25 protein-coding genes and 1 pseudogene are annotated in these 25,308 nt (G+C 44.1%); 3 read left to right on the forward strand and 23 right to left on the reverse strand.

What is annotated here, in order from left to right:
* Window positions 1–65: 65 nt before the first annotated feature.
* From ACFQ3J_RS15580 to ACFQ3J_RS15635, 12 genes and pseudogenes are all read right to left on the reverse strand, one after another.
* A complete protein-coding gene (locus tag ACFQ3J_RS15580) occupies window positions 66–431 on the reverse strand; it encodes a hypothetical protein (protein ID WP_251582553.1) in 366 nt (121 codons plus the stop codon).
* 153 nt (window positions 432–584) lie between these two features.
* A pseudogene (locus ACFQ3J_RS15585) lies at window positions 585–884 on the reverse strand (hypothetical protein); the annotation flags it as partial.
* Window positions 885–920: 36 nt separating this feature from the next.
* Entirely contained in the window at window positions 921–1,139 is a 219-nt protein-coding gene (locus ACFQ3J_RS15590; RefSeq protein ID WP_251582554.1) for a zincin-like metallopeptidase toxin domain-containing protein, read from the reverse strand.
* Between the two features lies 1 nt (window position 1,140).
* Entirely contained in the window at window positions 1,141–1,299 is a 159-nt protein-coding gene (locus ACFQ3J_RS15595; protein ID WP_251582555.1) for a hypothetical protein, read from the reverse strand.
* A gap of 248 nt (window positions 1,300–1,547) precedes the next feature.
* Window positions 1,548–1,799: a hypothetical protein gene (locus ACFQ3J_RS15600; RefSeq protein ID WP_091160423.1), complete on the reverse strand. Its 252-nt coding sequence runs from the start codon at window positions 1,797–1,799 to the stop codon at window positions 1,548–1,550.
* Window positions 1,800–1,804: 5 nt separating this feature from the next.
* Window positions 1,805–2,995, reverse strand: coding sequence for a WXG100 family type VII secretion target (locus tag ACFQ3J_RS15605; RefSeq protein WP_251582556.1), 1,191 nt, complete (start codon window positions 2,993–2,995; stop codon window positions 1,805–1,807).
* A 109-nt stretch (window positions 2,996–3,104) separates the two neighbouring features.
* Complete coding sequence (locus ACFQ3J_RS15610) at window positions 3,105–3,488, reverse strand: (deoxy)nucleoside triphosphate pyrophosphohydrolase (RefSeq protein WP_251582558.1); 384 nt, start codon at window positions 3,486–3,488, stop codon at window positions 3,105–3,107.
* 233 nt (window positions 3,489–3,721) lie between these two features.
* A complete protein-coding gene (locus ACFQ3J_RS15615; protein WP_251582560.1) occupies window positions 3,722–6,136 on the reverse strand; it encodes a restriction endonuclease-like protein in 2,415 nt (804 codons plus the stop codon).
* The gene (locus tag ACFQ3J_RS15620) at window positions 6,108–8,321 is read right to left on the reverse strand and encodes an MrcB family domain-containing protein (RefSeq protein WP_251582562.1); all 2,214 of its coding nucleotides are present in this window, start codon (window positions 8,319–8,321) and stop codon (window positions 6,108–6,110) included. Before ACFQ3J_RS15620 ends, ACFQ3J_RS15615 begins: the two co-directional genes overlap by 29 nt.
* Before the next feature lie 96 nt (window positions 8,322–8,417).
* Window positions 8,418–9,449 (reverse strand): restriction endonuclease, encoded by a 1,032-nt coding sequence (locus ACFQ3J_RS15625; protein WP_251582564.1) that lies wholly within the window; start codon window positions 9,447–9,449, stop codon window positions 8,418–8,420.
* Window positions 9,450–9,513: 64 nt separating this feature from the next.
* The gene (locus ACFQ3J_RS15630) at window positions 9,514–10,227 is read right to left on the reverse strand and encodes a nuclease-related domain-containing protein (protein ID WP_311286637.1); all 714 of its coding nucleotides are present in this window, start codon (window positions 10,225–10,227) and stop codon (window positions 9,514–9,516) included.
* Between the two features lie 13 nt (window positions 10,228–10,240).
* A complete protein-coding gene (locus ACFQ3J_RS15635) occupies window positions 10,241–11,194 on the reverse strand; it encodes a helix-turn-helix transcriptional regulator (RefSeq protein ID WP_251582566.1) in 954 nt (317 codons plus the stop codon).
* Window positions 11,195–12,133: 939 nt separating this feature from the next.
* Here ACFQ3J_RS15635 and ACFQ3J_RS15640 point away from each other — a divergent pair.
* A complete protein-coding gene (locus tag ACFQ3J_RS15640) occupies window positions 12,134–12,196 on the forward strand; it encodes a putative holin-like toxin (protein ID WP_368665071.1) in 63 nt (20 codons plus the stop codon).
* 159 nt (window positions 12,197–12,355) lie between these two features.
* Here ACFQ3J_RS15640 and ACFQ3J_RS15645 read toward each other — a convergent pair whose 3' ends face one another.
* The 6 genes from ACFQ3J_RS15645 to ACFQ3J_RS15670 all read right to left on the reverse strand — a co-directional run bounded on the left by ACFQ3J_RS15645 (window position 12,356) and on the right by ACFQ3J_RS15670 (window position 16,881).
* Window positions 12,356–13,150 carry an ABC transporter permease subunit gene (locus ACFQ3J_RS15645; RefSeq protein ID WP_251582568.1) on the reverse strand — a complete coding sequence of 265 codons (795 nt, stop codon included), beginning with the start codon at window positions 13,148–13,150 and terminating at the stop codon, window positions 12,356–12,358.
* 20 nt (window positions 13,151–13,170) lie between these two features.
* Window positions 13,171–13,959 carry an ABC transporter permease subunit gene (locus ACFQ3J_RS15650; protein ID WP_251582779.1) on the reverse strand — a complete coding sequence of 263 codons (789 nt, stop codon included), beginning with the start codon at window positions 13,957–13,959 and terminating at the stop codon, window positions 13,171–13,173.
* Between the two features lie 12 nt (window positions 13,960–13,971).
* On the reverse strand, window positions 13,972–14,856 hold the full coding sequence (locus tag ACFQ3J_RS15655; RefSeq protein WP_251582570.1) for an ABC transporter ATP-binding protein: 885 nt from the start codon (window positions 14,854–14,856) through the stop codon (window positions 13,972–13,974).
* 292 nt (window positions 14,857–15,148) lie between these two features.
* A complete protein-coding gene (locus ACFQ3J_RS15660; protein ID WP_311286519.1) occupies window positions 15,149–15,337 on the reverse strand; it encodes an ATP-binding cassette domain-containing protein in 189 nt (62 codons plus the stop codon).
* Between the two features lie 33 nt (window positions 15,338–15,370).
* Window positions 15,371–15,898: an ankyrin repeat domain-containing protein gene (locus ACFQ3J_RS15665; protein ID WP_251582571.1), complete on the reverse strand. Its 528-nt coding sequence runs from the start codon at window positions 15,896–15,898 to the stop codon at window positions 15,371–15,373.
* A 119-nt stretch (window positions 15,899–16,017) separates the two neighbouring features.
* Window positions 16,018–16,881 carry a helix-turn-helix transcriptional regulator gene (locus ACFQ3J_RS15670; protein ID WP_251582572.1) on the reverse strand — a complete coding sequence of 288 codons (864 nt, stop codon included), beginning with the start codon at window positions 16,879–16,881 and terminating at the stop codon, window positions 16,018–16,020.
* 107 nt (window positions 16,882–16,988) lie between these two features.
* On the opposite strand from ACFQ3J_RS15670, the gene ACFQ3J_RS15675 reads away from it, so the two are divergent.
* Entirely contained in the window at window positions 16,989–17,675 is a 687-nt protein-coding gene (locus tag ACFQ3J_RS15675) for a lysoplasmalogenase (RefSeq protein ID WP_251582573.1), read from the forward strand.
* A gap of 332 nt (window positions 17,676–18,007) precedes the next feature.
* Here the strand turns inward: ACFQ3J_RS15675 and ACFQ3J_RS15680 are convergent, their stop codons facing one another.
* The 5 genes from ACFQ3J_RS15680 to ACFQ3J_RS15700 all read right to left on the reverse strand — a co-directional run bounded on the left by ACFQ3J_RS15680 (window position 18,008) and on the right by ACFQ3J_RS15700 (window position 24,375).
* Window positions 18,008–18,292, reverse strand: coding sequence for a hypothetical protein (locus ACFQ3J_RS15680; protein ID WP_139237016.1), 285 nt, complete (start codon window positions 18,290–18,292; stop codon window positions 18,008–18,010).
* A 212-nt stretch (window positions 18,293–18,504) separates the two neighbouring features.
* Window positions 18,505–20,382 carry a terpene cyclase/mutase family protein gene (locus tag ACFQ3J_RS15685; protein ID WP_251582574.1) on the reverse strand — a complete coding sequence of 626 codons (1,878 nt, stop codon included), beginning with the start codon at window positions 20,380–20,382 and terminating at the stop codon, window positions 18,505–18,507.
* Between the two features lie 274 nt (window positions 20,383–20,656).
* Window positions 20,657–22,279 carry a Na/Pi cotransporter family protein gene (locus ACFQ3J_RS15690; protein WP_251582575.1) on the reverse strand — a complete coding sequence of 541 codons (1,623 nt, stop codon included), beginning with the start codon at window positions 22,277–22,279 and terminating at the stop codon, window positions 20,657–20,659.
* A gap of 245 nt (window positions 22,280–22,524) precedes the next feature.
* The gene (locus tag ACFQ3J_RS15695) at window positions 22,525–22,902 is read right to left on the reverse strand and encodes a hypothetical protein (RefSeq protein WP_251582576.1); all 378 of its coding nucleotides are present in this window, start codon (window positions 22,900–22,902) and stop codon (window positions 22,525–22,527) included.
* Window positions 22,903–23,022: 120 nt separating this feature from the next.
* Entirely contained in the window at window positions 23,023–24,375 is a 1,353-nt protein-coding gene (locus tag ACFQ3J_RS15700) for an MATE family efflux transporter (protein ID WP_251582781.1), read from the reverse strand.
* A 263-nt stretch (window positions 24,376–24,638) separates the two neighbouring features.
* Between ACFQ3J_RS15700 and ACFQ3J_RS15705 the strand changes: the two genes are divergently transcribed.
* Window positions 24,639–25,253 (forward strand): TetR/AcrR family transcriptional regulator, encoded by a 615-nt coding sequence (locus ACFQ3J_RS15705; protein ID WP_251582577.1) that lies wholly within the window; start codon window positions 24,639–24,641, stop codon window positions 25,251–25,253.
* Window positions 25,254–25,308: the final 55 nt, after the last annotated feature.

Below are 25,308 nucleotides of genomic sequence, written 5' to 3' on the forward strand. Positions count from 1 at the left end.
TATTAAAGGGATACAGATAAAGCAGTAAATCTTTGTGTAGGCTCACTGGATCAATAACTCATAGATTACACAAAACAAGATTTAATTTTGGCTTCAATATCTTTGTTCATTCCGTAAACCTCAAAGTATGAAGTATCAAATGGACGAATTTCCAATTCTGCTTCGTGATGAAATTGTACTATCTTTTCTACTTTTTTGATCAGTTCATCTGTATTTAGGATTCCCGAGTAAGGCTTTGGAAACAACACTTCTGACGGCTGATTACTGCTACCAAACACATCAAAAGCAAACCAAGTAAGATTGGATGTTTCATGCTGAATACAGGTTAATATTTGAACAAGTTGTTCTCCTAAACAGCCTATTTCACTTTGAAAATGTTCCCCACTTAATCTAAGTGTAAATGCAGGTTCCTTCAGATAATTATCTTTCAACTTTTTTATTTCCTTTAACCTGATTAGATGCATGATCGAATTGATCAGATACCGATAGCAGCACCTCAATAGGAACTTTGATTCTTGTCATAAGCTACCTCTCCATTTTATAGATAGGTATAATTTTACTTGTATCACCCTTATTTATTTAACCTACGCCTTATCCTTTTCCGGTTCTTCGTCACTCATAATGTACTCTATATCTTCATCTGTAAAATCATTACCTTCCGATACTGGATGCCCATTAGCATCTAACATACCCATTACTGCCTTATCAGGATCTGATACTATTAAAGTATAGTCTTCAAATAAAAATGGATTAGGCTCAAGATCAACCGTTACTCTCCAAGCTGGCCGTATATCATCATTCTCTCTATCATCTGGGTTTATCCTAAATGTATAGCCTTCATCAAAAAATAAACTTTCTATTCGTTCATCAACCCTCCCATCTAATCCACGTGATACATATTAACAACAGAAGGTTTTTTCTTAATGAATATCTGTCCATTCCACGTAATCAAATGCAGCTTCAAAATCACCTGTAAGAATCTTTCTCTTTTTATCTACTACTACAGGCACACCTAATTGATTCCATTTCTTCTTGAATTCTTTAATTTCTTTCCTCGTAGCTAGTGCTTCCCCATTACTATTTGTGTATCTATTTACTTTTCTATAATCGTAACTCTCACTGAGTACTTTCCCTGTCACTTCAGAATTCCCTTTTTGAGCACTTCCAATTTAATTCCAGTTCTACCAGAATAGAGCCTAACATTACACCAGCTTGCTCACCGACGAAGTTTGCTGTTCCGGATTGATTTACTTGCTCCTGCATTCCATCCAGAAAAGCTTCTCGTTCTCCTTTATCCATGATCATATCCATCCTTGCCCCATGCGGCAATACCCACAACATCCTCTATGTCTCTACTGTCGCATTGTACGCCATATCTCCAACCGTACCAATGGGGTTCTTAACAAAGGCCGTTTCAAGTATCTAATAGATTCGACTACGCTTTCCAGGCCTTTTTGGGTCGACAATGTTTAATTTAAGAATGCAAAAAAGCTCATTCCTACTCATAATTCAAGTGGAAAGGAGCCTAAGTTTAGCAAATGTACGAGTTATGATTCAATCGTTGTCCTATCGACAAAATTCCTATTCTCTTTAATAATCATTCTAGCCAGCCTTCTACCAGCTCTTTTGAAAAAGAATTCATCAGAATAATTGTCAGAATCAATTGAAGTAAGCTGATTTATAACATCATTTTTTTTATGATATTCAATTTTCCCCATTGTTTCTTCATTTGGTCCATAACGATATACTACTCTTTCTTCATCCTCATAATCCTTTAGCATGATCACAAATACCGCCACTGTTCTCACTCCTCATAATTCTTTTCCCAGTCCCATACTCTTCCTGATTTTATTGTTTTATCATGTGCTGTTCTATAATTAGTCTTGAATATTCCTTCAAATTTTGATTCAAAAATTTCATGATGTAATAATTGTATATCAGAATCTATATGCTGACCATTCATTAATCTTTCCCAAGCCTGTGCTAGTTCATAGTCTGGATCAAATCGCCCAATACCATGATCTTTAATGTGTAAGTTACTAAAAACATGATCTTTGATCCTTTGAACCCTGCTAAGAGGAAAGTCTGTATTTTTTGCGATAGCTTCTACATCTTTCGTGCCTAAGTCTCTAAATTTATCATACATTTCTTCAGCAATCGCTTCTTCTCTATAGAACTGCTCTGGGGATATATCTCTTCCTCCGGATTCAGCATACTTTAAATCATCAGTCTGTGCCGATTCTGCAGAATTCCCCTTGTCACTACCTCCATCACTACCAGATTCAGGTTTTAATTTTGAGCCTCCCTTGATCCCAGCTCTACTAATTGCTGCAGAACCTAATATAAATGCTGCTTGTTCACCTAAATAGTTAGGGAAACCGCCGGATTCCTGAATGTTCTCCTGAGTGCCGTCCCAGAATGCAACTCGCTTCTCTTCATCCATGACCATATCTTTGCCCCATATAACAGCACCTTTTATGTCTTCTGCTGTTCCTATAGTAGCGTTATATGCCATATCACCCAGCGTCTCCATTGGATTTTCGTATAAGTTAGTTGCTGTGTCTTTTAATGAATCCCCCAGATCACCAAGGCCCTTTTTAACCCCACTGCCAAAATCTGCTGCGACGTCTCCTGCTTTTTCCAAGAATGATTTAGAAGGCTCGCTAATGTTATTTGTTGTACTTAGTTTAGTAAATAGCTCCATCCGCTGTTCGCCCATAAATTCATTCAACTGATCTGCATCCATGAAGCGAACGGCAATTCCCTTCAGCTCCTGGCTGATTACATGCATACGCTCTATGGTCACATTCATCTGTTCATAAGCTGTCTTGAAATCCGTTTGGAAGAGATCCCCTCTCTGACCGTACCAATTGGACATAAGCATAAAGATTTGCCGGAGAAGGTTCTCATTGATCATCTTAAGCTGGTTAGATGCATGATCGAATTGATCAGATACCGATAGCAGTACCTCAATAGGAACTTTGATTCTTGTCATAAGCTACCTCTCCATTTATAGATAGGTATAATTTTACTTATATATCACCCTATGGAATAGGTACCCATGTCCCTTCATTATACAACTCGATTCATACGGAAGACCTTCATTAATGAGCACATAATTGTTCGACAAAAGGAATATCTGCTGGAGCAAATTGATACTGTGTCAGTTCCCCCGCTTGTACCCATTTGTATTCATCGTGATCAGATAACTGAATGGTTCCTCCCAGTATTCTTGCCTTATATGCAATAAGTCGAATCGTCACCGTATCATAGGTGTGCTCATTCACAGCAAAAAAAGCATAGGGCTCAATCTTGATATTCATCTCTTCCTGCAGCTCTCTGATTAAGCACAACTCCGGTGATTCACCAACTTCAATCTTGCCGCCTGGGAACTCCCATAATCCTGCTTGAGACTTCCCTTCTCTCCTTCGTGCGATGAGCATACGTCCATCTGTTTCTTCAATAATAGCTGCGGCTACTTCGATCATGTTTATCACCGTCCCTTTTGTCCTGCTGATTAGTTTATAGTACTAATGATATTCTATGGTACAATAATATTCATCTCCAAATCCTCTACCTTCCGATACTAGCATTCGATATTTTCATTGCGAACTTATAATGACCCGCCCAGCACAAAAACACCTCGAAAGGCACGAAGCCCATCAAAGTGTTAAGTATCGAAAATTGAGTCCTTTTCATGAAGCTAACTATTGCTTCCCGCCTATTCATCCACCCGAATGTCTTTAACCTGCTGGGCCAAGTCCACCTGCGTATGATCCAGCTCTACCTTTACCGCACCTCTACGTCTCTTCTCCCGCCATTCACTTAACTGTTCTTCCGTTTCCAGTTTCAGTTCGGCAATTTCAGTTGCCCGGTCAAAGATGTATTTGGAGGTGTATAGTAATCTATAAATTCCAAGTCCACCGGATACAATGGGCTCTGGTCGTTTCGTCCATTCCTCGATACGGAACTTCACATAGAGCTGATCCTCCGTACCTGAGCGTGCAGGACGTTCCTTGATCTCCCCTCTTCTCATTACCTTCCAGTTCTTCACCTTGCCGACATAATGGATTCCTGTCTCTCCCGTTGTATCAGCGAATTTTCCAATGGATTGATACACCGCTACATATTCAATTTGCGTAAGTATTTGGTGATCTACGATATTACTCAGCGGCAAATGGTAGTACTTGTATTGAAGTGAACTCTCTAATTGAGCTACTTCTCTTAACGAGCCGACGAGCACATTCTTGCCTGCAAGCTTGTTTTTATAGTACCCCTGAGTACCACGAGGTCTTGTAGACCTTTCGTAAGCTTTTTCGGGACTGTCCATAATAATCTCTTCCAAGAACTTATCCATCAGCTCTGTCGCATTCGGCAAGAAGGGAAAGGCCCCAACGTTTACGAGTTCTATGCTCTTATAAAACTTATGCTCGCGGTAAGACTGCTCATCATGATATGGGAAAAGCACATAAGCGCCAAACATACTACGCTCTAGCTCCTGACCACCCTCACTGTAGACAATCGCGTCCCGATAGCGGTGCATCGTATTAATATCTTCTTCCACCGGTCCAGGCTGCTTATACTTCTCATAATAATAAGAGCCTTCATAGGCAGGATCGATCCGGTACTTGGCATCAAAAATATATTTATATTCCATTGAGGAATCGTTCTTCTTCAAAGTAAGCACATTATCCGGTCTTTGGCCTAACGTCGCACTCCGATCACCACTTGGCAGCCTATTATAATAAAGCGTGAAGATTTCACCGTTCCTCGGGTTCCGATACTTCATCCTTGCTGACTGAGATTTGTCGAGTGTAAAAAACACGCCCGTCCGATTCACCTTAATCATGTCCTGCTTCAATAACTCATACTTCTGCCCGAGGAGCTCGTTAATCTTCAGGAAGCACCAATATTCATACAGCTGGGCTAAATCCTTCATCGACAAACGGAATAGATCACTTTGCACGCTTAGACCCTTCATCAGCATTAAGTAACTTCGATACACCTCGCGATATCCCGGCGCCATCTGCAGCACTAATGACACCGATAGCTGCTTCATCTCACCAACCTTTAGAAAATCCAGCTGTAATAGACGCTGTACCTGATTTTGAATCGAAGTCATCTTCTTATCCAGTACGGGATCCTGCAGTTTACCTGAGGCACTCAGCTTTCTCTTCATCTCCTGCAGCTTCTTCGATACCCTGATAAGCACCCATCTTACAAAACGATTCTCCAATGTATCGAACTGAACTTGGCGCTTGGTTTCAAGGGCATGAGATGGATGCAGGCGCTGCCCCTGATGTGGAATAAATCCATGCGCTTCATGATGGGTCAACAGGTACGGTCGTTTGGCGAGAAACGCGATATTTTCTTTTCCCGCCTTCCTGACCTTGGCTGCATCTACGATGCGCTGTTCTTTAGCTAGGCTGTAATGAGGATTTGCGTGAATTCGTTCCACGGCTTGTCTTAGCTGATCAAACACATGCTGCAATATCGTGAAAAATTCGGTTAGACTCTGATTCTGTGTCTCCTTTAACCCTGTCAGATGATAAGTCTTTCTCAAAAAATCAAAGGATAAATTATAAATTTGCCGATTAATGTCACTCAGAATCATTTGGTAATCCCTTTTGTAATCCATCTTGGACGGATAAATCTCGATCTGAAGCTGGAATAGTGACCGGCCCTGCTGACGAAGCTCAAGCTCGGTTAACCCCACCTCGTTCTGAAAATTCAAAATACCCGAAAGGATCGACTGCCCAAGTGGCTTAATCGCCTGCCGTAAATACAGATTGTCATGGTAGAAGATTAGCTCGGTCCCCTGTTTCTTCTCAACAACGAGCTCATATGCCTGCGTTTCATAGAATAACGGATAGCTCTTCTCCCCCGTATGCCATGGAACCAGCTGTCCCTGCTCCGGCGAAAAAACAAAGATGTTCTCCACCTCAAGCTCACGGGTTAAAGTGCTAATCTGCAGAGTATTAGAATCCATCCATGCACCCACATCATCCCGATGAAGCTGCAAGGATTCTACGGTCGAATGATAGGGCTTGCCCTGAATATAGAGGTTAAAAAGATTCGTCTCGATCCGGATCAGCTCTACGCTATGATTAAGAAAGCCAGTATGAGGTGAACCCATCTTCCTCTAACCTCCGAATCATAAAGGCAAGCTTCCGTGCAGACTGTGGATACTTCACTTCCTCGACCTGCTGCTTACTGCCATATTTTAGATACAATTCAGAAGCGTCATCTAAGAAATCCTTAACAGGAATTGTTTTGCCAATCGCCTCCTGCATTAGAAGCAGCAATACCTTCTTAACAGATAAGCTACTTCCTTGGATGCGAGGTAGAATCTTCTGAAGAAGCTGTCCATCGAACGCTTTGTCCTCTGGTAATAGCTCAAACCGCTGATTATACGTCATATAAAAACAGATCGAATCCCGAATCCTGAAGCCTACGTGCGAATGAATCTCCTCTAAGATGTTGTTGATCTTCACTAGTTTGTCTGTTGTCGAACGCACAAGCTCCGGGTAGTCGTTATACATATCGGTTAACTGCAAATATTCACTTCGCAAGAAAATATTACTTGAACTCGAAGATTCAAGCTCATCTATCTCAACACCCTTAGATGGAAATTGCTCCAGATTAATATAGTTGAATTCAATCGTGTTCGCGCGATCCAGCACCTTTTTGCTAAAAGGATGTGTCGTCTCGTCCATGTTGACCGTTCCAATCACGTACACATTATCCGGCAGAGTCAGGCCACCATATATCGACTGATCTTCCTCTCTTAAAGACTCCGGTCCAATCAACGCCGAAGTTACGATTCGACTTCCATGCCATTCCTGGGTTTCCATCACACTCAACAGATCACTGAAATAATACTCCACACGCGCCAGGTTCATCTCATCCAGACAGATAAAATAAGGCTTGTTCTTATTCTCAGCTCTAGATGCCTCTACTAACACTTCCGTTAAACGCCCAGGTCTAAACACACTAGAAAGATCCTTATAACCTAACAGATCCGACGGGTCGCTCCAGTCTGGTCTTACCGGGATTAAAGTAAACCGTCCATTCGCCATGGTAGCACCCAAAGCTTCGGCAAAGAGCTTCACCAGCTTCGTCTTCCCTGTTCCCGATACCCCGGCTAGAATGACGAACGGCTTGGTCTTGAGAGATAAGTAGAAATTCTCCATGAGGCCATCTGGGTAAAGAAAGCCTTTGTGGTGAATATATTGCTTCACTTGTTCTAGTTGCTCTCTGACATTGATGCTCACTGGAGTTATTTCCTCCTCTGGAGTAGTTTCATCTGCTCTATCTTGTAACACGATGTTTACATACTGTTTGTAGTTAGAAACGAGGTTCTCAAGATCTTGTAGGAGGACTTCATCTTCCGGCAATGTATCTCTATCGTATTTGATATACGCTACCGTAGAGACTTGGTAATCTCGGCCCAGGCCGCTTTTTTCCATAAGAAAAATATTCTCATCCTTATGTAGTCCATCTAGTGGGATCAGGCTACGGATTTCTTGAGTTTTGTTCTTGAGGTACTCGTATCCTCTGAGTTTGCCTTGCTTTAAGGGTTCAGTAACACCTTGAGCTAGAGTAAGGTAAACCGATTCCATATTCTCAGAAAATAAATATACAATGTAATCCCCTTGTTGAGTCGTCTGTGTAACTCTTCGATCCATGAGTGCAATCCAAGGAATAGTTGCCCAGTTACCCTGACCAACGGAACCTTGAACCTTGTATTGCTCATTTAGAGATAATAGATCCTTCAACTGGCCAGGAATAGAATTTCTAACTAAGATGCCTAAAGGGTGCTGTGCGAACGACTCCATTTTGGCTTGGAGATACGTGTTCATGATCTGCGATAATGCATCGTGTAAGGAGAAAGGAGAATGAGTCGTTCTATTCAATTCCAGCTTTTTATTGTAATTGTCCAGTTCTTGCATGGCGTATTCTTTAAGCTCCTTAAGTGTGTCTTCGTTAAACAAATCAGGGTCGGAGAAGGTAATGGTTTGATTTACTTGGTCGAATGTGAGAACAGAGGATAGAGCATCAATTGGTGTTTTTAGTAGGGATTTTGTTTGGTTTAGCGAAAATTCATTCCATCCATCTGCCTTTTGTTCGGGTGGAGAATCGACTATATTTCCTAGCTCGCTTTCGTCTTGGAAGTATTTAAGGAACTTTTGAGCTAGTTGATCCAATGGAGCTTGGACGGATTGAGTTTCTTCAAAGAATTCAATGATGGATAGGATAAGAACCATTTTGTATGATTTTTGTTTGGATCTGAAGATTTTTAAAAATGAACCTGGTAGCATGGAGACCTCCGATAGAAAAGATACTTAAGTATATGATATTAATTATAAAGTATATAAAAAGCAGTTTCCCAAATTACGTGGAAAACTGCACTCACTTTATTCTTCACCAGCTAAAAGCCATGCTCTTTTCAAAGGAATTTCTGCCTTTATATCTGCATCTAGCGAGTCGTATGTTTCTAGTAGCTCACTGATAATCGCCTTTTGATCCCACAATCTCACATTAAAGAATTGTGCTGCGACTTCTTTATCGACGGAGCTTTTGAACCCGCCCCAAGATACTAATAATCCATGACTTGCTTTGTGGTTATGCATGGTTCCAATTAATTGATCTAAGGTTGGTCTGTCAACTGGCGTATCTGATGTCTTCACTTGCACACAAATTTTTGGAGTACCAAAGCCTAGATTTCCTGGAGCAGCCAAAATATCCACACCTTTATCCGGCCCTTCTGGACTTATATAGGTGGTGAAACCTTTTGCCCTTAAAATAGCATCAATAATTCTAGCCATGCCATGCCCTTTAAATTTGCGAATAATATATTTGGCAATCGCGTCATTTGCGTATTCTTCAAGATCAAACATATTCTCGATATCTTGTTGAGGATCTTGGCTAGGGATATTAATTTGAACTTTTGAACCGCTGGTCATCCAGTTATTCTTTTGCATCGCTTTAATTCGTTCTTCTGCATCGTTTCTTGATATCCGGCAGACAGTCATAAAGGCTCCAAGTGAATATAAGAGATCTTGATCAAAATTGGTTCTTGGAATATCAGTGGCGAACCAATTCACTTTTCGGCTGTGGTAATAAGGATTACTATGATCTGGATGGAACTCATAGTCTCCCACGATCTCACCAATATGAATAGCAGATTTGTGTTTGCTAGGTAATACAACCCAATCTCCTTTTTTCATCTCGCTTGCAATCGGTATGATTTGGCTTGCCCAATTTCTTGCTCTGCCTAGCTTCTCTACTTCATAATCATTCATTAGATATTCGATTAAATCAGATCTTTCTTTAAAACTTCTTAAATCGATATTCAGTTCATCCCAAGTTAAATAGACTCTTTGATCACTAAGAAATTTGGACTCATACTCACCAGACCGCCCTGCACGAAATAACCACAACGCCATTTTCATATCCCCCTAGGAAAATGCTTATTAATTTCTTGAGTGAACCTGTCTACTTTAGAAAAATTTATGATGTTGAAGCATTTTTTGCCCCTTTTACATGCTGTTGTCTTAAAACAGGATCTACTATATTTAATTCTCTCAGCTTCTCTACTATTTCTATAATCTCAGTCTTGGAAAGCATTGGGCTCTTACCTTCCATTTTCAATCTACTAATCTTCCTTTGAATAAACTCAGAAAGCTCCACATCATATATAATCAGCTCATTCGACTGAATCTTTCTGAGCTCTGGATCGACATTAAATCTGCATCGCATCGTAAAAGAAATCATCGAAACATAGGGAACCTTAATATCTGGGAGATGTGATTGAATCGCTTTAATATGTCCATAGTTCTGTCTTAGTGGGCTGTAAAGCTTGTATCGATTGCTCACACTCCACTCCCTGTCTTCCTTCTTTCCTTTGATCTCTCCGGTATAATTCTTCGTTTCAATCACGAATATCGCATACGGAGACACGACAACATGATCGATCTGAGAGTATCCAGAACGTGACTTGGGATTCACAAGCATTAAATCACTGATATACCTGCATTCTTGCGGAAGCTGATCCAGCTGAATATTGATCTTGTGCTCCCCAAGCTCACCAATACGTGTGGGAGCTACTTTCGCCTTTGCTTTTACTGATGTGCTCTTATGTTCCTTTTTAACTTCCTTCTTTACTATCTTATTAACTTCTTGCTTCTTCTCACTCTTAAACCAGCTTAATATTTGCTTGAGAATCTTATTCTCCTCCTCATTCCGTGTACAACCGACTCCACTTCTCCAGCCGCTCCCTCATCACTTCCCGGTAACTCACTGGCTCCAGGATCTCTGCATCTGGACCATACTGGCTTAGCCAATTCAGAAACTCTCTGTCATGATTCAGCGTTACCTCAAATAAGAGACTTCCATCCTTCAAATCTTTCATCTTTGGACTAATAAACAGTTCTTCTTCCTTTATGTATCTTGCTACATCAGCGGAGAACTTTACTTTGAAGTGAATCTGCTGCTCTCCTCGCTCGATGGACCATGTGTTCTTCATATAACTCTTTAGATTGAAATCCCTGCGGTCGAAGTGTGTCTCTGTCACCTCCATGGAGCGAAAACGGCTTAACCGAAATGTACGAATCTCCTTCGCCTGATGACAATATCCAATCAGATAAAAACGTTGATCCCGTGGAACCAGATAATATGGAGCAATCTCTCGTTCCGTCAGCTCGTTTCGGCTCTGGGTATGGTATTGAACCTTTATCCTTTTTTCCTCCAGAATTGCCTGAATGACCTGCAGCAAGTAATTCGGGGAATCCTCCCTATACGCAGGCGAGCCCATCTGGATGATATCTGTCACATTTTGGAGAAGCTCCTGATCCTTATGTTTCTTGCGATAATGAGAGGACATTACTTTGTCGTAAGCACTGTCGAATCCGGGCGGAAAGTTGGTCTGATCCACGAAGGAAGGGAGCATTGTAAACACCAGCTCTTCTTCCTCGGTCCAATTAAATGGAAACATGGCGAAATTCCCTGTAAAAGCATATCCCTTGCCATACCCGATACTCGTAATAGGGACCAGTGTATCAAGTGCCCGCAAATCTCGATAAATGGTTCGTTCATTCGACTCACACTTCTCAGCCAGCTCCGGAGCTGTTATGCCAGGTCTTGCTTGAATCGCGTGAATAATCTTAAACCAACGAAAAAATTTGTCAGACATAGATCTATACTCCTAGTCATCATAGATTTAATCAAATTACATAAATCAAAAGTTTTAGTAGTAGTCACTACCTCAGAACTATATTTCCTATTATATAGAACAATATGGGAATATGTCATACATTTTTGCAATAAAATGAAAAATAAGGATGGATTTTTGGTGTAGATCCTGAAATTCTCTCATCCATCTCTTCGTTATTGCGAAAAAATGATTGCGATCAGGTTCAAACCAGCCCCTTTTTCTTTCTCCAACAATTAGATTGATTTAATGTTCAGAGTCCTTTTTGCACTCGGTTAATCCTTTTCCTCTCACTCAGCATCATGATCAGATAGCTCAACACAATTTCCAAACTAAATTCCATCGAGATAAACACACAATTCAGAGCCATATACCCAGTGATTTTTTTCATTATGACAGGACCAAGAGACACTACTTTGTCAGCAAACATGCGTTCTATAAATAAAACAAAAAAGCCCTGATTCCTCAGGACTACAGGGTATAATATGGTTGCACAATACGCCTAGGTGGGCGGGTCTTCCTCCGGAAAGGAGGTGAGGCTAATGCACTTCTCTTTTGCCGATATGTTGCTGTTCGCTGGCTTTAATATAGCGTTACTGACATACATCGATTCAAAAAAGAAGTGACCCCTTAGGTTTGGCAACCGGGTCACTTCTTCCGACTTATAACATCACTCGGAGGAGTTCCCACCAAGCTATTGTGCTGAGGACGGACGGCCATCCGTCCTTATTTCTATTGTTATGATAACATAACTGGATTATACAGGCAATTTCTTTAGGGTTACGTGCTACTTCTATTAAAGACAACAATAAGCCCTGATTTCTCAGGACTACATGGTATAATATGGTTGTACGATACGCCTAGGTGGGCGGGTCTTCCTCCGGAAAGGAGGTGAGGCTCATGCACTTCTCTTTTGCCGATATGTTATTGTTCGCTGGCTTTATCATAGCGTTACTGACATACATCGATTCAAAAAAGAAGTGACCCCTTAGGTTTCCGCACCTGGGTCACTTCTTCGGCCTTTAGTAACACACTCGGAGGAGTACCCACCAAGCTATTGTGCTGAGGACGGCTGCGAACCGTCCTTATTTCTATTGTTATGATAACATAACTGGATTATACAGGCAATTTCTTAGTGTGAACTTACACCATCAAATCCCGCTTTCGGAAGGCCGTAAAGGTGACGATAAGCAAGACTGCAATGATAAGCACAGACAGAAGAACGTAGATAAGATCAAGTCCTCCTCCGTACATCATCTCCTTGGCCTCAAAATACTTGAAGGGCGTAAAGTACTTCAAGCCTTCAAGTCTCTCATTCAGATCAATAGCTATGGATAAGATGAACGCAGCGAGCAAAATACCTGATGATACAGATGCCGCCTGCTTCACACGCTTGGATACTGAGGCGAGCGTCGTGCCGACGAGGAGAAAGATGATCTGAAGAAAGAGCATACCGATCATTAGAACAGCAATATCGTCATTTACCTGCTCTCCGTTATTGTACATACCGACAATCAGAATGCTCGATCCCCAGGTCACAAGATTAAGGATGAAAATTTGCAGCAGCGACGCCAATATTTTCGCGGATATGATCGCATTTCTGGACAAGGGCTTGGTGAATAGGAACTCCGCCGTTCTGTCCTGCTCCTCTTTGGCAATAATATTGGCTCCGAGGGTTACGGCATGAATGGTGACTGCGAAGAACAGGTACAGCATAAGCATTCCATAATATCCGCTTGCCTTCGACAGATCATAGGCACCCGCCCCCATTAGAGCTTGAAGGGATTCAGGCATACCTTCGATCACCTGATTCAGTTCGCCTCCGGCAGCTGTCGCTTCGAACTTATTCATTCCACTCACTAATAGCAGCACAATGCCGATGCTCCAGAACAGCAGGCTCTTGCTGTACGCTTTCGTTTCTCTCCAAAATATGTTCATGATCTCACCCTCCCGTACAGCTAGGCAGAAATGTCCCTTCTTATATAGATGTGGTAACAGACAGCAGTACATAAAATAACGATTCCGGCAGCGGCGATTATATAAAAGGTTTCATAGCTTACCGTCTCCAAGACCCGTTTTGTGTCAAAATATTTGAACGGTGACAAGTACCGCTTCAGCCCTCCCTCGTCACCAGACACCAGCATCCCAATGATATAAAATACGAGCACCGTCGTAAGAGATACAGGAAGAACCCCTTTAATTATCGGCAGCAGCACGGAAGCGATGAGCCCAAGACCAACAAACATCAGCTGAACAAACAGCAGTGTAATGGAGATCATGAAGTACAATTTCACATCGTAAGCACCAGATTGAAGCTGTTCAGCCATAAGCCAGGAAGCAGCAAGATACAGCACATTGGTCAGCAAGATCGATACGAATGCAGCCAGCAGCTTAGACGTGAGCACCCTGGTTCGAGTCACCGGCTTCGTCAGGAGGAAATCGGCGGTTCTCTCCCGGGTTTCCCGGGATACGACCGACATGCCCAGCAGCATCGCCTGAATCGCTCCGCACAGCGTAATGTACATAAATATATAAGTGTAGAACCCGAGAAACGTACCCATGCTTTCAATGTGAATACCGAACGCCTGCCTGAACGGTTCTGGATACCCCTCAAGAATCTGCGCAAAGGCATCGAACTCTCTTGAGATGGATGGGAATAAGGAGAGGAGAAATACCATAACGCCAATGATGGACAAGGACCAGATCAGCAGTGATTTACGATATGACTTCAGTTCAAAGAGAAACATATTCACCTTGAATCAAGCCTCCCTGTCATAGTAATGCATGAAGATTTCTTCGAGATTCGGCTCCTCGATCCATAGATTATCCATTTCGATATGTGCCAGCCTCTGCAGGATCTGATTCAAATTTCCCTTGAACAAAAACCGGGTGATGCTCCCCTCTGCCGTAATATGACTTACACCGTCCATATCCAGCTGCTGCGGGTCCAGAGAAACTGCCGTTTCAATCGCAAACTTTTTGTAATTGCTCTCCTTGAGAGCGCTGATCTTCTCCACGGTTACGATCCTTCCTTCTTTAATGATCGCCACCCGGTTACACAGCCGCTGAACTTCGCTCAAGATATGGGAGGAAAATAAGATCGAAGCCCCTCGTTCGTTCTCCTCCTTCAATAGTTCGAAGAACGTATGCTGCATCAGCGGGTCAAGTCCACTCGTCGGCTCATCGAGGATAAGTAATTGGGGACTGTGAAGAAGTCCTTGGACGATACCTACCTTCTTCTTGTTGCCGAGTGACAGATTCTCGATCTTCTTGCTGAGGTCCAAGTCCATCCGCTCCGCGAGCTCCTTCATGCGTTTCGTACAATCCTTCTTGTAGAAGCTGGCCGAATACTTGAGTAGATCCACGACCCTCATATGATCGTAATAGAAAACCTCCGCTGGCAGATATCCGATCTCCTTCTTAATCTCCGAGCTGTGACGAATGCAGTCTTTTCCGAAGATCGAGGCTGTACCGCATGTGGGATAGATGAGAGCCAGCAGTGTCCGGATCGTTGTTGATTTGCCGGCCCCGTTCGGCCCAATAAAACCAAAGATTTCGCCTTCCTCAATCGAAAAGCTCACATCAATAATCCCTCTTGCCTTGCCGTATTGCTTGGTCAGATGCTGAATCTCAACCGCATTCATACGTCATCTCCTCCGCTCTTTCCCTGCAACATGATTTCTGATCAAATCATAAGGGATACCTACATTGAGGGTAAAATCAGACAGTCGGCGAATTTGCCTTGATTTCGTCTTTAGAGCAGATTTACAGCAGAATTGTGCAAAGGCTAAGGATGATTGATCGCTATGCTTTGTTTTACTCTACTTCTCATCGCAGATTGAGATTATAAAAAAAAGTGACCCTACAGGATTCCACACCTGGGTCACTTCACTTTGCTTCACTTCATTGCACTTTACTCCACTATACTTCTCAGTATCATCCATTGTTGAGAGAAGCTCGATCGAATTGGAAACCTTCTGTGAGCGGATCCAGCGCTGACGTAATCTCATCGGCTACGAGCAGCCGGGGAGACATCGTCAAGGCTCTTGCAATGGCAATTCGCTGCTTCTGTCCACCAGAGCACTCTGCCGGATACCGCTCCATAAAGTCAAAAGTCAGCTTCACCTTGGTAAGCAGCGCTGCTGCAAGTCAATAGTGTCATTGCTGCTTCGATATAATCTGCCTAAGCATCTCCGCCACCCTCTGATTCCCCTGTCCATCCGCAATTTGAAGCGCGGTTTCTCCTTCCGGAGTGAGTTTGTCCCATTCAGCCCCATGCTCCAGCAGCAACTGTATCATCTCTAGGCTATCCGCATGATACGCAGCCGAATGCAGCGGGGTGTGTCCATTACTATCCACAATGCGCGGATCTGCCCCACGGGCTAGAAGAAGACGGATGATCTCAAGACTTCGTTCCCCTGCAATGGTAGCATGCAGCGCCGTATTGGAGGGAATATATGAAATTTGGGAGTGAGTGACGGCATTAACCTCAACTTCGTACTCTAGCAGAGCCTGTACGATTTCCGTAAAACCTAGATGTCCAGCATAAGCAAGCGGTGTTAGTCCATCTTCATTCTCTGTATTAGCGAGATGGGGCTGCTCTTCAAGCAGCCCCAGTACTTTTGCCGTGTCCCCAGCGATCAACGCCTTAAACAAGTCCGATATTTTCAGGTTTACCATTTCCATATGCTCCGTCATCTCCCGGCATTATAGTTTCAACTGACGTTTCTCCAAAGTAAGAAATAGAAATCAGCTTATCTTGCTTACAGCGTAACTCTATATGTAACTTGTCTGCTTATCGAAAATCACTTTTTTTGCCTGAATGCAATCGGAGAAATGCCATACCACTTCGAGAACAATAAACTAAAGGAGCTGGGGCTCTGAATGCCTACCTCCATGCAAATTTCCGTGACTGTCAGGTTGGTAGTGCGCAGCATTTTTCTAGCCTCTTGAAGCCTGCGCTCTGTTAAATACTGATGCGGGCTCCTTCCGAATAGCTGCTTATAGCTTCGTAGAAAATGATTGCCAGACATGCATGCCGCCACAGCCGCGTCTTGGATGATGATCTGTCTGTTAAAGTAAGCGGAGAGATATTCATGACCGATCTGTACTCTTCGGTAGAGCTCCGCTCGGGTAGAAGATTTAATGGATGTCAGCCTTTGTCTTTCATAATGTACCTTTTGATGGTCCTTGAGCAGGACCGAGCCCAGCTCATGAAGTCTCTCTTCCATCCACACTGGATCATGGCGAAAGTGCACATAAGCGCCTTTCAGTCGTTTAAGCAGTATGGACATGTGCTGGTTCGTATAGGTTTTTTCCATAAAGCTTGTGGTGCCGTCTCCTGAGTCAAAGGGATCTTCCAGCAGCAGTTCCGGTGGCAGCATTAATGTACGCTTCAGGTCCTCGATTCCTTCCTCCGTGATAAAGACACAAAAGGATTCTACCGGTTCTCTGCTCTCAATCGTGATGGAGTATTCTTGACCTTGGTTTAACAACAAATATTTCTCTTCCTCTACGGCATAGGTTCCCTGCCCGGTTTCGTACAATGCTCGTCCATTCGAAAAAGTCTTAAGCGACAGCCTTCCGCTCCCTTGGAAGTAGAATTCATTACTTACTTCGTGCAAAATAGAGATCGTCTGCGGCCTAGGAATCAGATAATTGAGCATCATGGTCTCCTCTCTTTTCATTCACTAATTTACCATGACTTTCCTAACGATCTAATATAATATCTATATGAATTTGCTAATTTAAACCCTTTCATAAGGAGTGTCTCTACATGATGTACGTTTGGAGAAAATGGTTCTTGCCTCTTCTCATCCTCATGATGAGCCTATTATACATCTTCTTCATTCCGGAAGATCCATTCGGTGTAAAATTACTATTTAAGCTGATTCCGATGGGGCTCATTATTCTATATGCATATTTGCAGTTCCCTGCGGATCGACGTCCTTCTCATTGGCTGCTGCTCGCAGGCCTGCTCTTCTGCATGCTCGGTGACGGCCTACTGCCAATATGGTTCGTGTTCGGGCTGGGCACGTTTCTCGTCGGCCATCTGTTTTACCTGGCAGCTTTTCTCGGCTTATGGCGGTTCTCGTGGGTCCGCTTGTTAAGTCTAATTCCCATTGGCATCTATGCCTGGTTTATGGGCGGAAAGCTTGCAGGTGATATTGGAGCATCAGCCGAGTTTACCGGGCTGGTTATTCCCGTCATGATATATGTCACTGTCATTTCGCTCATGCTGTGGTCTGCTATGATGACAGGCAGTGTGTGGGCGATGATTGGGAGCCTGCTGTTTGTGATTTCGGACTCTATTTTAGCTTGGAATATGTTTATAGAAGACATTCCCGACGCCGGTGTGCTGATTATGACGACATACTATGCCGCTCAGTTTATGATTGCGCGAAGTATCGGGTCTTTCACAAGAACAACGGGCTCACTCCTAAAGGTGAAGATTAAATATTGAAGATTATTTTCGCGCAATTATGCTTTGTCTTCTAGTACTATACGGTCTGATTCATTAGCTGGGCGATATCCCTTCTTCATAAGCACTGTATGCCACAAAAGAAATTACGTAAATCTAAAGAACTACCTTATAGCACGAAAAAAAGTTCCGAGTATTATTCGCACAGAGGATCCCCTCCAGCTCAATATAATAGTATGCTCCCTATAAGCTGGCCGTGGATTGGGTATGTAAACAAAATTTTCTCTATATGGTTTTGTTACTGACTTTCTCCAGTTTACTTGTTAGGAAGAAAAAAGACTGTCCTCCCAGACAGTCCTTCCTTGAAACGCCACTTATCTTCTGCCCCACACCATGTTCCACATTTGTTTGCGGTGGTACCGGTTTTGAGGGTCTACGCCGCAGGTCATCAGCCACTGTGCAGCATTCTCCCGTTGATAAGGAGTAACAGGTACGTTAAGACACCGGGACAGCTCATCGATCATTCCGCAGCATCTTCCATGATGTCTTAGGTCCTCGCAGCGCTTCGAGCATAAAATGCCGCACACCTGGTGAAAATGTCTTGGGTTTTTCATCTTACGACGAAATGTTCCCATCAGCTCCGGATCGAGATTGGCCATACTGAAATCTCCCTTCGTATACGCTTGTATTCTCGTCAGAGGAACAGCAAGAAGCTTCTTCGATTCAATGACGATAATTAACAATATGCTTGGCAAGCGAAAAGGACAGGGCGTGTGTCTCCCCAAATTTTAAAAATGGGTAGATTCCGCTCGAATGATATACTAGCTTAAATTTCACAATTGCATTTGAAATTGCATTTTAAATTGGATTTTTAATTGTACTTCTTCACATAGTGGCTCATAGTGAGCAGCGGCCAGACGCGCGGGTAGCTGTGATAATAAATGTAAAAATGCCCCGGTAGTCCTGCTCCGGTTGGATAAGTAGACCGCTGATCCCCTGCTCTGCCCCACTCTATGAGATTCTTTATGCTATCGTCCATTTCTTGAACAGGATAATTATAGACCGAGATCAGCGTGTCCAATGCCCAGGCGGTATGCACTACGGTAGAGTAGGGAGCGGGCTTATATCTCCGCAGAACATCGCTCGCACAGGATTCCCCCCATCCGCCATCTGGCAACCGGATGCTCCACAGCCAATTCACTGCCTTCTGAATCGCAGGATGATCGGGGTGTATACCTGCTGCTCTCAACCCCGTCACGGCAGCCCATGTCCCATATATATAGGACACACCCCATCTTCCATACCACGATCCATCCCTATTCTGCTGCTTCAGGAGCCAGCTTACCGCATCTTGAACCCGTGAGTGGGACAGGCTGAGCCCCATATGACTTCCCAAGAACTCCATTACCCGCCCGGTAATATCTGCACAGGAGGGGTCTGCCGCTGTATCGACAAAGTTCGGAATGCGAAACAGCCTGACCACAGCTGCTGTACTGTTCTTCTCGAAGGCCGCCCACCCTCCATCCTTATTCTGCATATGGAATAGGTACTGTACACCCGACCTCCATGCCCTGCGGCAGACCCCGTCTCCCTGCCCAGACAACCGGCTGAGTGCCCTCAGCACGGCCTGTGTATCATCCACATCGGGATTAACTGAGTTGCTCTCCGAGAATCCCCAACCCCCTGGATATGAGCTTCTCTGATTCGGCATAATCCCCCTTGGCAGCTGCAAAGGCAGCAGGTAACGTATCGCCCGGCTTACCGCCACATCCTGCGGATCTGCTCCAGCCTCCTGCATCACATAGCTGATCAGCGCCGTATCCCAGACCGTGGATGGAGAATTCTGAATATGAAGCTCAGGCTCATCAGCTGAGATCAAACAGCTGAAGCTCTTCAGCCCATCTACCGCCTGCTGAATGATTGGTGATTCGCGCTTGTATCCTGCAGCAAGCAGGGCATAAATCATAAAAAAGGTACTGCTGGCGTAGCTATACTGCGACCCGTCTTCTTCGATATTTTGAATGATATACTGCTCTGCTTTTTGAAGGGCCGCTTTCGCGTAAGAACGATGTCCATGCCCCATCTTCTCAGAGCCTGGAGTCTGCTTTTTTCGATGCCGTCTTCGTAATTTTTCGTATTTATCTGTCACAAATAAATGAAAGAGATTCATATCGGAGGAAGGAGAAATGGAGAACTTGTGATAACCGAGGATGAGGATAGAGGCAAAATGTGAACGCACATAAGAGCTCCAGCGGTGAAAGCTTAACGGACTGAACCTTGGCAGCTGGATGAGATAGAGCGGAACCGGATACACCGCAGGCCATGGATACAGCCCATTCAGCGCAAGCATGAACTTGGTAGAAATATGGGCTCCCTCTACACCGCCATGTGCGACTATATATGCCTCTGCCCGCTTCATCATCGGATCGCTGCGCTCACCATATCCTGAGAGCAGAAGTGCCGTGTAAGCTTCGACAGTGGAAGACAAGTGACCTTCATCATCGTCATGCAGCTGCCATGCCCCGCTGATTGACTGACGATTCTTCAGCCGCTGAACGAGCGGTACCACTAGCTCATCCTCCATCTCCATCACTGTCAGAAGAATAATCATATATGCATCGGTCATCGGTCCCGTCTCAAACGGAAGCCTCCACGAACCGTCATCCTCCTGGAGACGTTGAAGATTGCTGATTCGTTCACGGATCTCTGCTCTCAGCCGGTGTAATATAGGTCTTTCCTGATCGTTCATACCCCCGCCCCTCTTCTTGTCATGCAGCTTCGTTCATCGTGAGCTGTTCCTTGTTTGCATACTATGATGAGAATAAGGATTGGCGAGCGGTTCATGCCTAGAGGGCCCTACCCAGAATTTCAGATTTCTGAATGCCAGATAACTGACTTTGACCCTAAGCATGCATACAAAAAAAAGCACCTCTCTTACCACTAATTGTTTGCAGTGAATAAGAGAAGCACTTTATCATTTAATAAATTATTATGCTGACAGCTCGAATGCCAATTAAGGAAGCTTAGTGCTGCTCGTGGAGTACAAACTGAGCGATATTTTTGCTATGATCCCCGATCCGCTCAAGATTGGTCAGGATATCCAGGTAGATAGCTCCCGTTCCTCCGGAACAGAGATTCTGGTTCAGGCGCTGGATATGATTCTTGCGGAATTTCACTTCAAGCTCATCCAGCTGGCTCTCATGATCAAGAACAGCTCGCGCCGCTTCTTCATTCTGATGCTCCAGCGCGATAATCGCTTGTTCTACGGCTTGATCTGCGAGTTCGATCATTTCCGTGAGCTCAGCAGTTGCCTCCTTGGAGAATTCCAGCTTGTTCGTAATACTATACTCAGCAAGCTCGACCATATTCTCCGCATGGTCTCCAATCCGCTCAATATCGCTGACCGTCTGGAACCAGCCTGTCGCTTTCTCCGTTTCGCCTGCAGCAAGACCATCATTATTCTGATGAATCTTAATAATATAATCTGTAATTTTACGGTTCAGCTCATTAATGAGCTGTTCTTTTTGCAGCGCAAGTTCGGCAAGATTGTTGTCCTTCTTAAGGAAATAACCTGTTGCGTCCTGCAAAGACTCACGTGCAAATTGCCCCATACGAACAATTTCGTGCTGTGCTTGTCCTAGCGCTAAGGCTGGAGTTGCAAGCAAACGGTCATCCAGATAAATCGCCTTGAACTGGATCTCCTGTAACTTACCAGGAACCGCCTTCGTTACAATCCAGGCGAGTACCGGAATTAGCGGGAGGAAGATCAGTGTATTCGTTACGTTAAATATACCGTGCGCATAAGCAATCTGCATCCGGATGTTGACACCTTCTCCGATCCAGAGCACGACTGCATGCACCACGGGAAGCAGTATAAGGAAGATAATCGAGCCGACCACGTTAAAGATTACATGGACGAGCGCAGTTCTCTTCGCCGCTACCGTAGCTCCGATAGATGCGAGAACCGCAGTAATTGTCGTCCCGATGTTGTCTCCGAACAGAATTGGCAGCGCACCTTGAAGGCTGATCATGCCCTCATCCGCAATCGTCTGCAAGATCCCGATGGTTGCGCTTGAGCTCTGGACAATAATCGTAAAGACCGTACCGACAATAAGTCCGAGAATCGGCTGATCTGACAGCTGTACCATGAAATCTGTGAATACCGGCATTTCCCGAAGCGGCTTAAGACCTCCGCTCATGGTCGATAGACCAAGGAACAAGGTACCGAATCCAAAAATAATTTGCCCGATATACTGGAAACGCTTTTTGTTAAAGAAGAACAAGAAGAATGCACCGATAGCAATAATCGGTAAAGCATATTCCTCAATCTTGATCCCGACGATGAATGCGGTCATCGTTGTTCCGATATTCGCACCCATAACAACCCCAATGGCCTGACGAAGCGTCATCAGCCCTGCATTCACAAGACCAATGGCCATGACGGTCGTCCCTGAAGACGACTGAATCAGAATCGTGACTCCAATCCCGAACAGCACCCCAAGAATAGGGTTAGATGTATACTTCTCCAGCAAGCCGCGCATTTTGTCGCCGGCTGATTTCTGCAGGCCGTCCGACATATACTTAATACCGAACAGGAATATCCCTAATCCCCCGATAAATTTAAACAAAATATCCTGCCAATCCAATGGTGCAGATCCTCCTTAAAGAGCTATATTTCAAATAAAAACGAACTATACTAATTTAGCACATTCCTGAAGAGAGATAAACTGTCTAACTATTGACATATTCCGACAAAAAAAGAGCTGTCAAGTTTTATCCAAGGCGGATGAGACTTGAACGCTCTTTGACTTCGATAGATCAGGCCTACTTCTTCGTTAAAAGGGGATTTGCCTTATCGAATATATTGTGTGCTTTATCTCGGAGATATAGTCTACGATTGTGGCTTTAGTACAAACGACTCTTCCTGTCCATCCCATTTAATCTTCACCAGAAGCTCAGCTTCCTTCCGTGTCACAGAACAGCCGGAACAGCTTCTGGACATTGTGACCCTCCGGGAATTGTATTCCTCGTCCTTGAATATATTCTTCTTATCATCTGCATAAACCTCCAAGTTAGAGAAATGAACCTCTTGCGGTCCCCCCAGCTTATACTCGAATATGAAATCTCCATCTTCGCTGGACTCACCGATTATTGCCGTGTATTTACCTGTCCAATGATCACTTTCCCCTACAAAAGAAATCTCCTCTGACTGAGTACACCCCATCAACAGCAGCATCAGAATAACAGCAGCGATAGTCATATATTTCATAATTCGCCCTCCAGCTTATACTCACATCACTTATGAGTAGGATACGAATTTTCCAGGAAATGATTTCAAAAAAAATACTCCTTCCCCATCAGCTTGGACGGACAAAGAGTATTTTCCCCCTTAAATCAGCTTCCGACTGTACCACTTCTCGCCCCGGAATCTGAGCCAGAAGATCAGGCCGCGTACGCCCCATTCAACGACCATGGCAATCCAGACGCCCATGATGCCGTAGCCGAGCGTGATACCAAGCACATAGCCAAGAGCGATGCGCAGCAGCCACATCGACAGGAGCGATGTGATGGACGTAAAATTGGAATCCCCTGCCGCACGAAGCGCAGAAGGAAGAATAAAGCTCGCGGACCACAGAAATGGCTGAGCAATGGCAATCAGCAGTGTCAGTCCAAAGATAACTGGCACAATCTCCTCAGGCGGCGAAAACAGCTGAACCACAAATGGGAACAGCGGCAGCAAGATGGCTGCAATGAAGACAAAGAAAAGGCTCGACAGCCAGAGCAATGATCTAATAAATTTGCGGGCATCCTCGGTATTTTTGTTGCCGATACATTGCCCGACAATGGTGACAATCGCGATGCTCAGCGCGCTGCCGCCGATCTGGAACACAAGCGATATGGAGCCGGCAATGGCATTTGCCGTAATCGCGAATGTGCCAAGCTGAACAATAAAGGTCTGTGTAAGCAGCTTCCCACCATTGAAGAACATCTGCTCTGCGGCAAACGGAATGCCGATGGTCATGATTTTCTTAAGGATGGAAAAATCAAGCTTCAATAGATTTTTGATACGGAACAGCAAGGACTGATTGATCTTCACGAGATAATACAGCGAGGCTGCCGTCCCGATAATTCTTGCAGTCAGCATGGATATGATGAGGCCCATAACGCCCATATCCAGCACCGTGATGAACAGAATGTTCAGTCCAAGAAAGGTCAGGTTCATAATGAGCGATAGAATAAGGCAGGGTCTTGTCTCCGCCACACCTCGCAGCACTCCTGTAACTGCCTGAAATATTGCAATAAAAGGATAGGTCAAGCAGCTCCCGATCAGGTACAGCCTGGCATTGTCAAACACAGCGGCTTCTGCTCCGCCAAATAACAGATTCAATATGGGAGTATGAAAAGCGATCACGAGCACACAGATGATTATGGATAGAATGGCGACAGCGGATATGGCCTGTGTAGCGGATTTGGCTGCCATCTGGGAATTGCCGCTGCCCTTGTATTGGGCAACAATGACGGTTCCTCCCGTCGCAACGGCGACAAATACGTTTATGAGGAAAATATTCAAGGAATCGACCATGCTCACCGCACTGACAGCGGCGACTCCGGAGGAGCTGATCATGGCGGTATTTAGCAGACTCATCAAAATAATAAAAGCTTGATCCACAAATATCGGGATAATAATCGCGATCATTTGCTTATAATCAAGCGTCTTACCTGTAAAATATTTATTCAGCATGGCTGCTGAGGTCGTTTTGGGTCGTATATAGGGTTCCGGCGAATTCAAAGCTCATCATCTCTTTTTCAGTGTATTTGAATCAATTGCCACACTATTATAGCACCTTCCCAGCCCTTGCATAGTAATAACCGCCCTTTTTCTAAATAAAAATATTCTGCATGAATCAACTTTAGCTTTGTCATGGAATCCAATTGATGCTTGTAAATCGCATTCCACTCCTCTATACTAATACCATCATCTTAATAGTAAACAGGTGTTCATTAATGCAAACGTTAAAAGAAGAAATCAAAGACCGCATTCTTGCCGCGGCCCTCTCCGAATTTGAACAGTACGGTTATGCTCAATCTTCTATGAGGCGAATTGCAAGTACGGCTAGCATTACGACGGGTAATATATATCGGTATTTCAAGAACAAAGATGACCTCTTCCACGCATTGCTTGAACCGACATACATCCAGTTTATCAAGTATACGATGGATATTAAGGAGGCCATTGACCAAACAAATACGATTGATGCCTTTGAAACGCTCAACTGTATCCAGCTCGTAGATGATACGCTCGTGGAACTGCTGAAGGAGTCGAGCGTTGAGATCAAGATATTGCTGACGTTAAGTCAGGGGTCCGCTTACGAACAGGCCAAGCAGGATTTAATTCAGATTGTTGCGCAAATTTTGGAGAAGGTCATGCTGATCGCGAAGGACATACCGGCCCTTCATGATGCGAGGGATCAATTGGCCGTTCAGATGTTTGCCACCACCCTGATTGAGAGCATCTGTATCATTCTGCGTGATTACGAGGACGGCAGCACCATCAAATACCTGGTAGATGAGCAGCTGTACGTATTTGGAGAAGGATTCGCGAAAAAATTAAACCGGTGAGGTCATCATTGGTTTTTTTTGCTCGTAAAATGAACATGTGTTTACTAATCTATCT

Source organism: Paenibacillus provencensis (assembly GCF_042678545.1).
GTDB classification, from domain to species: Bacteria; Bacillota; Bacilli; order Paenibacillales; family Paenibacillaceae; genus Paenibacillus; species Paenibacillus provencensis.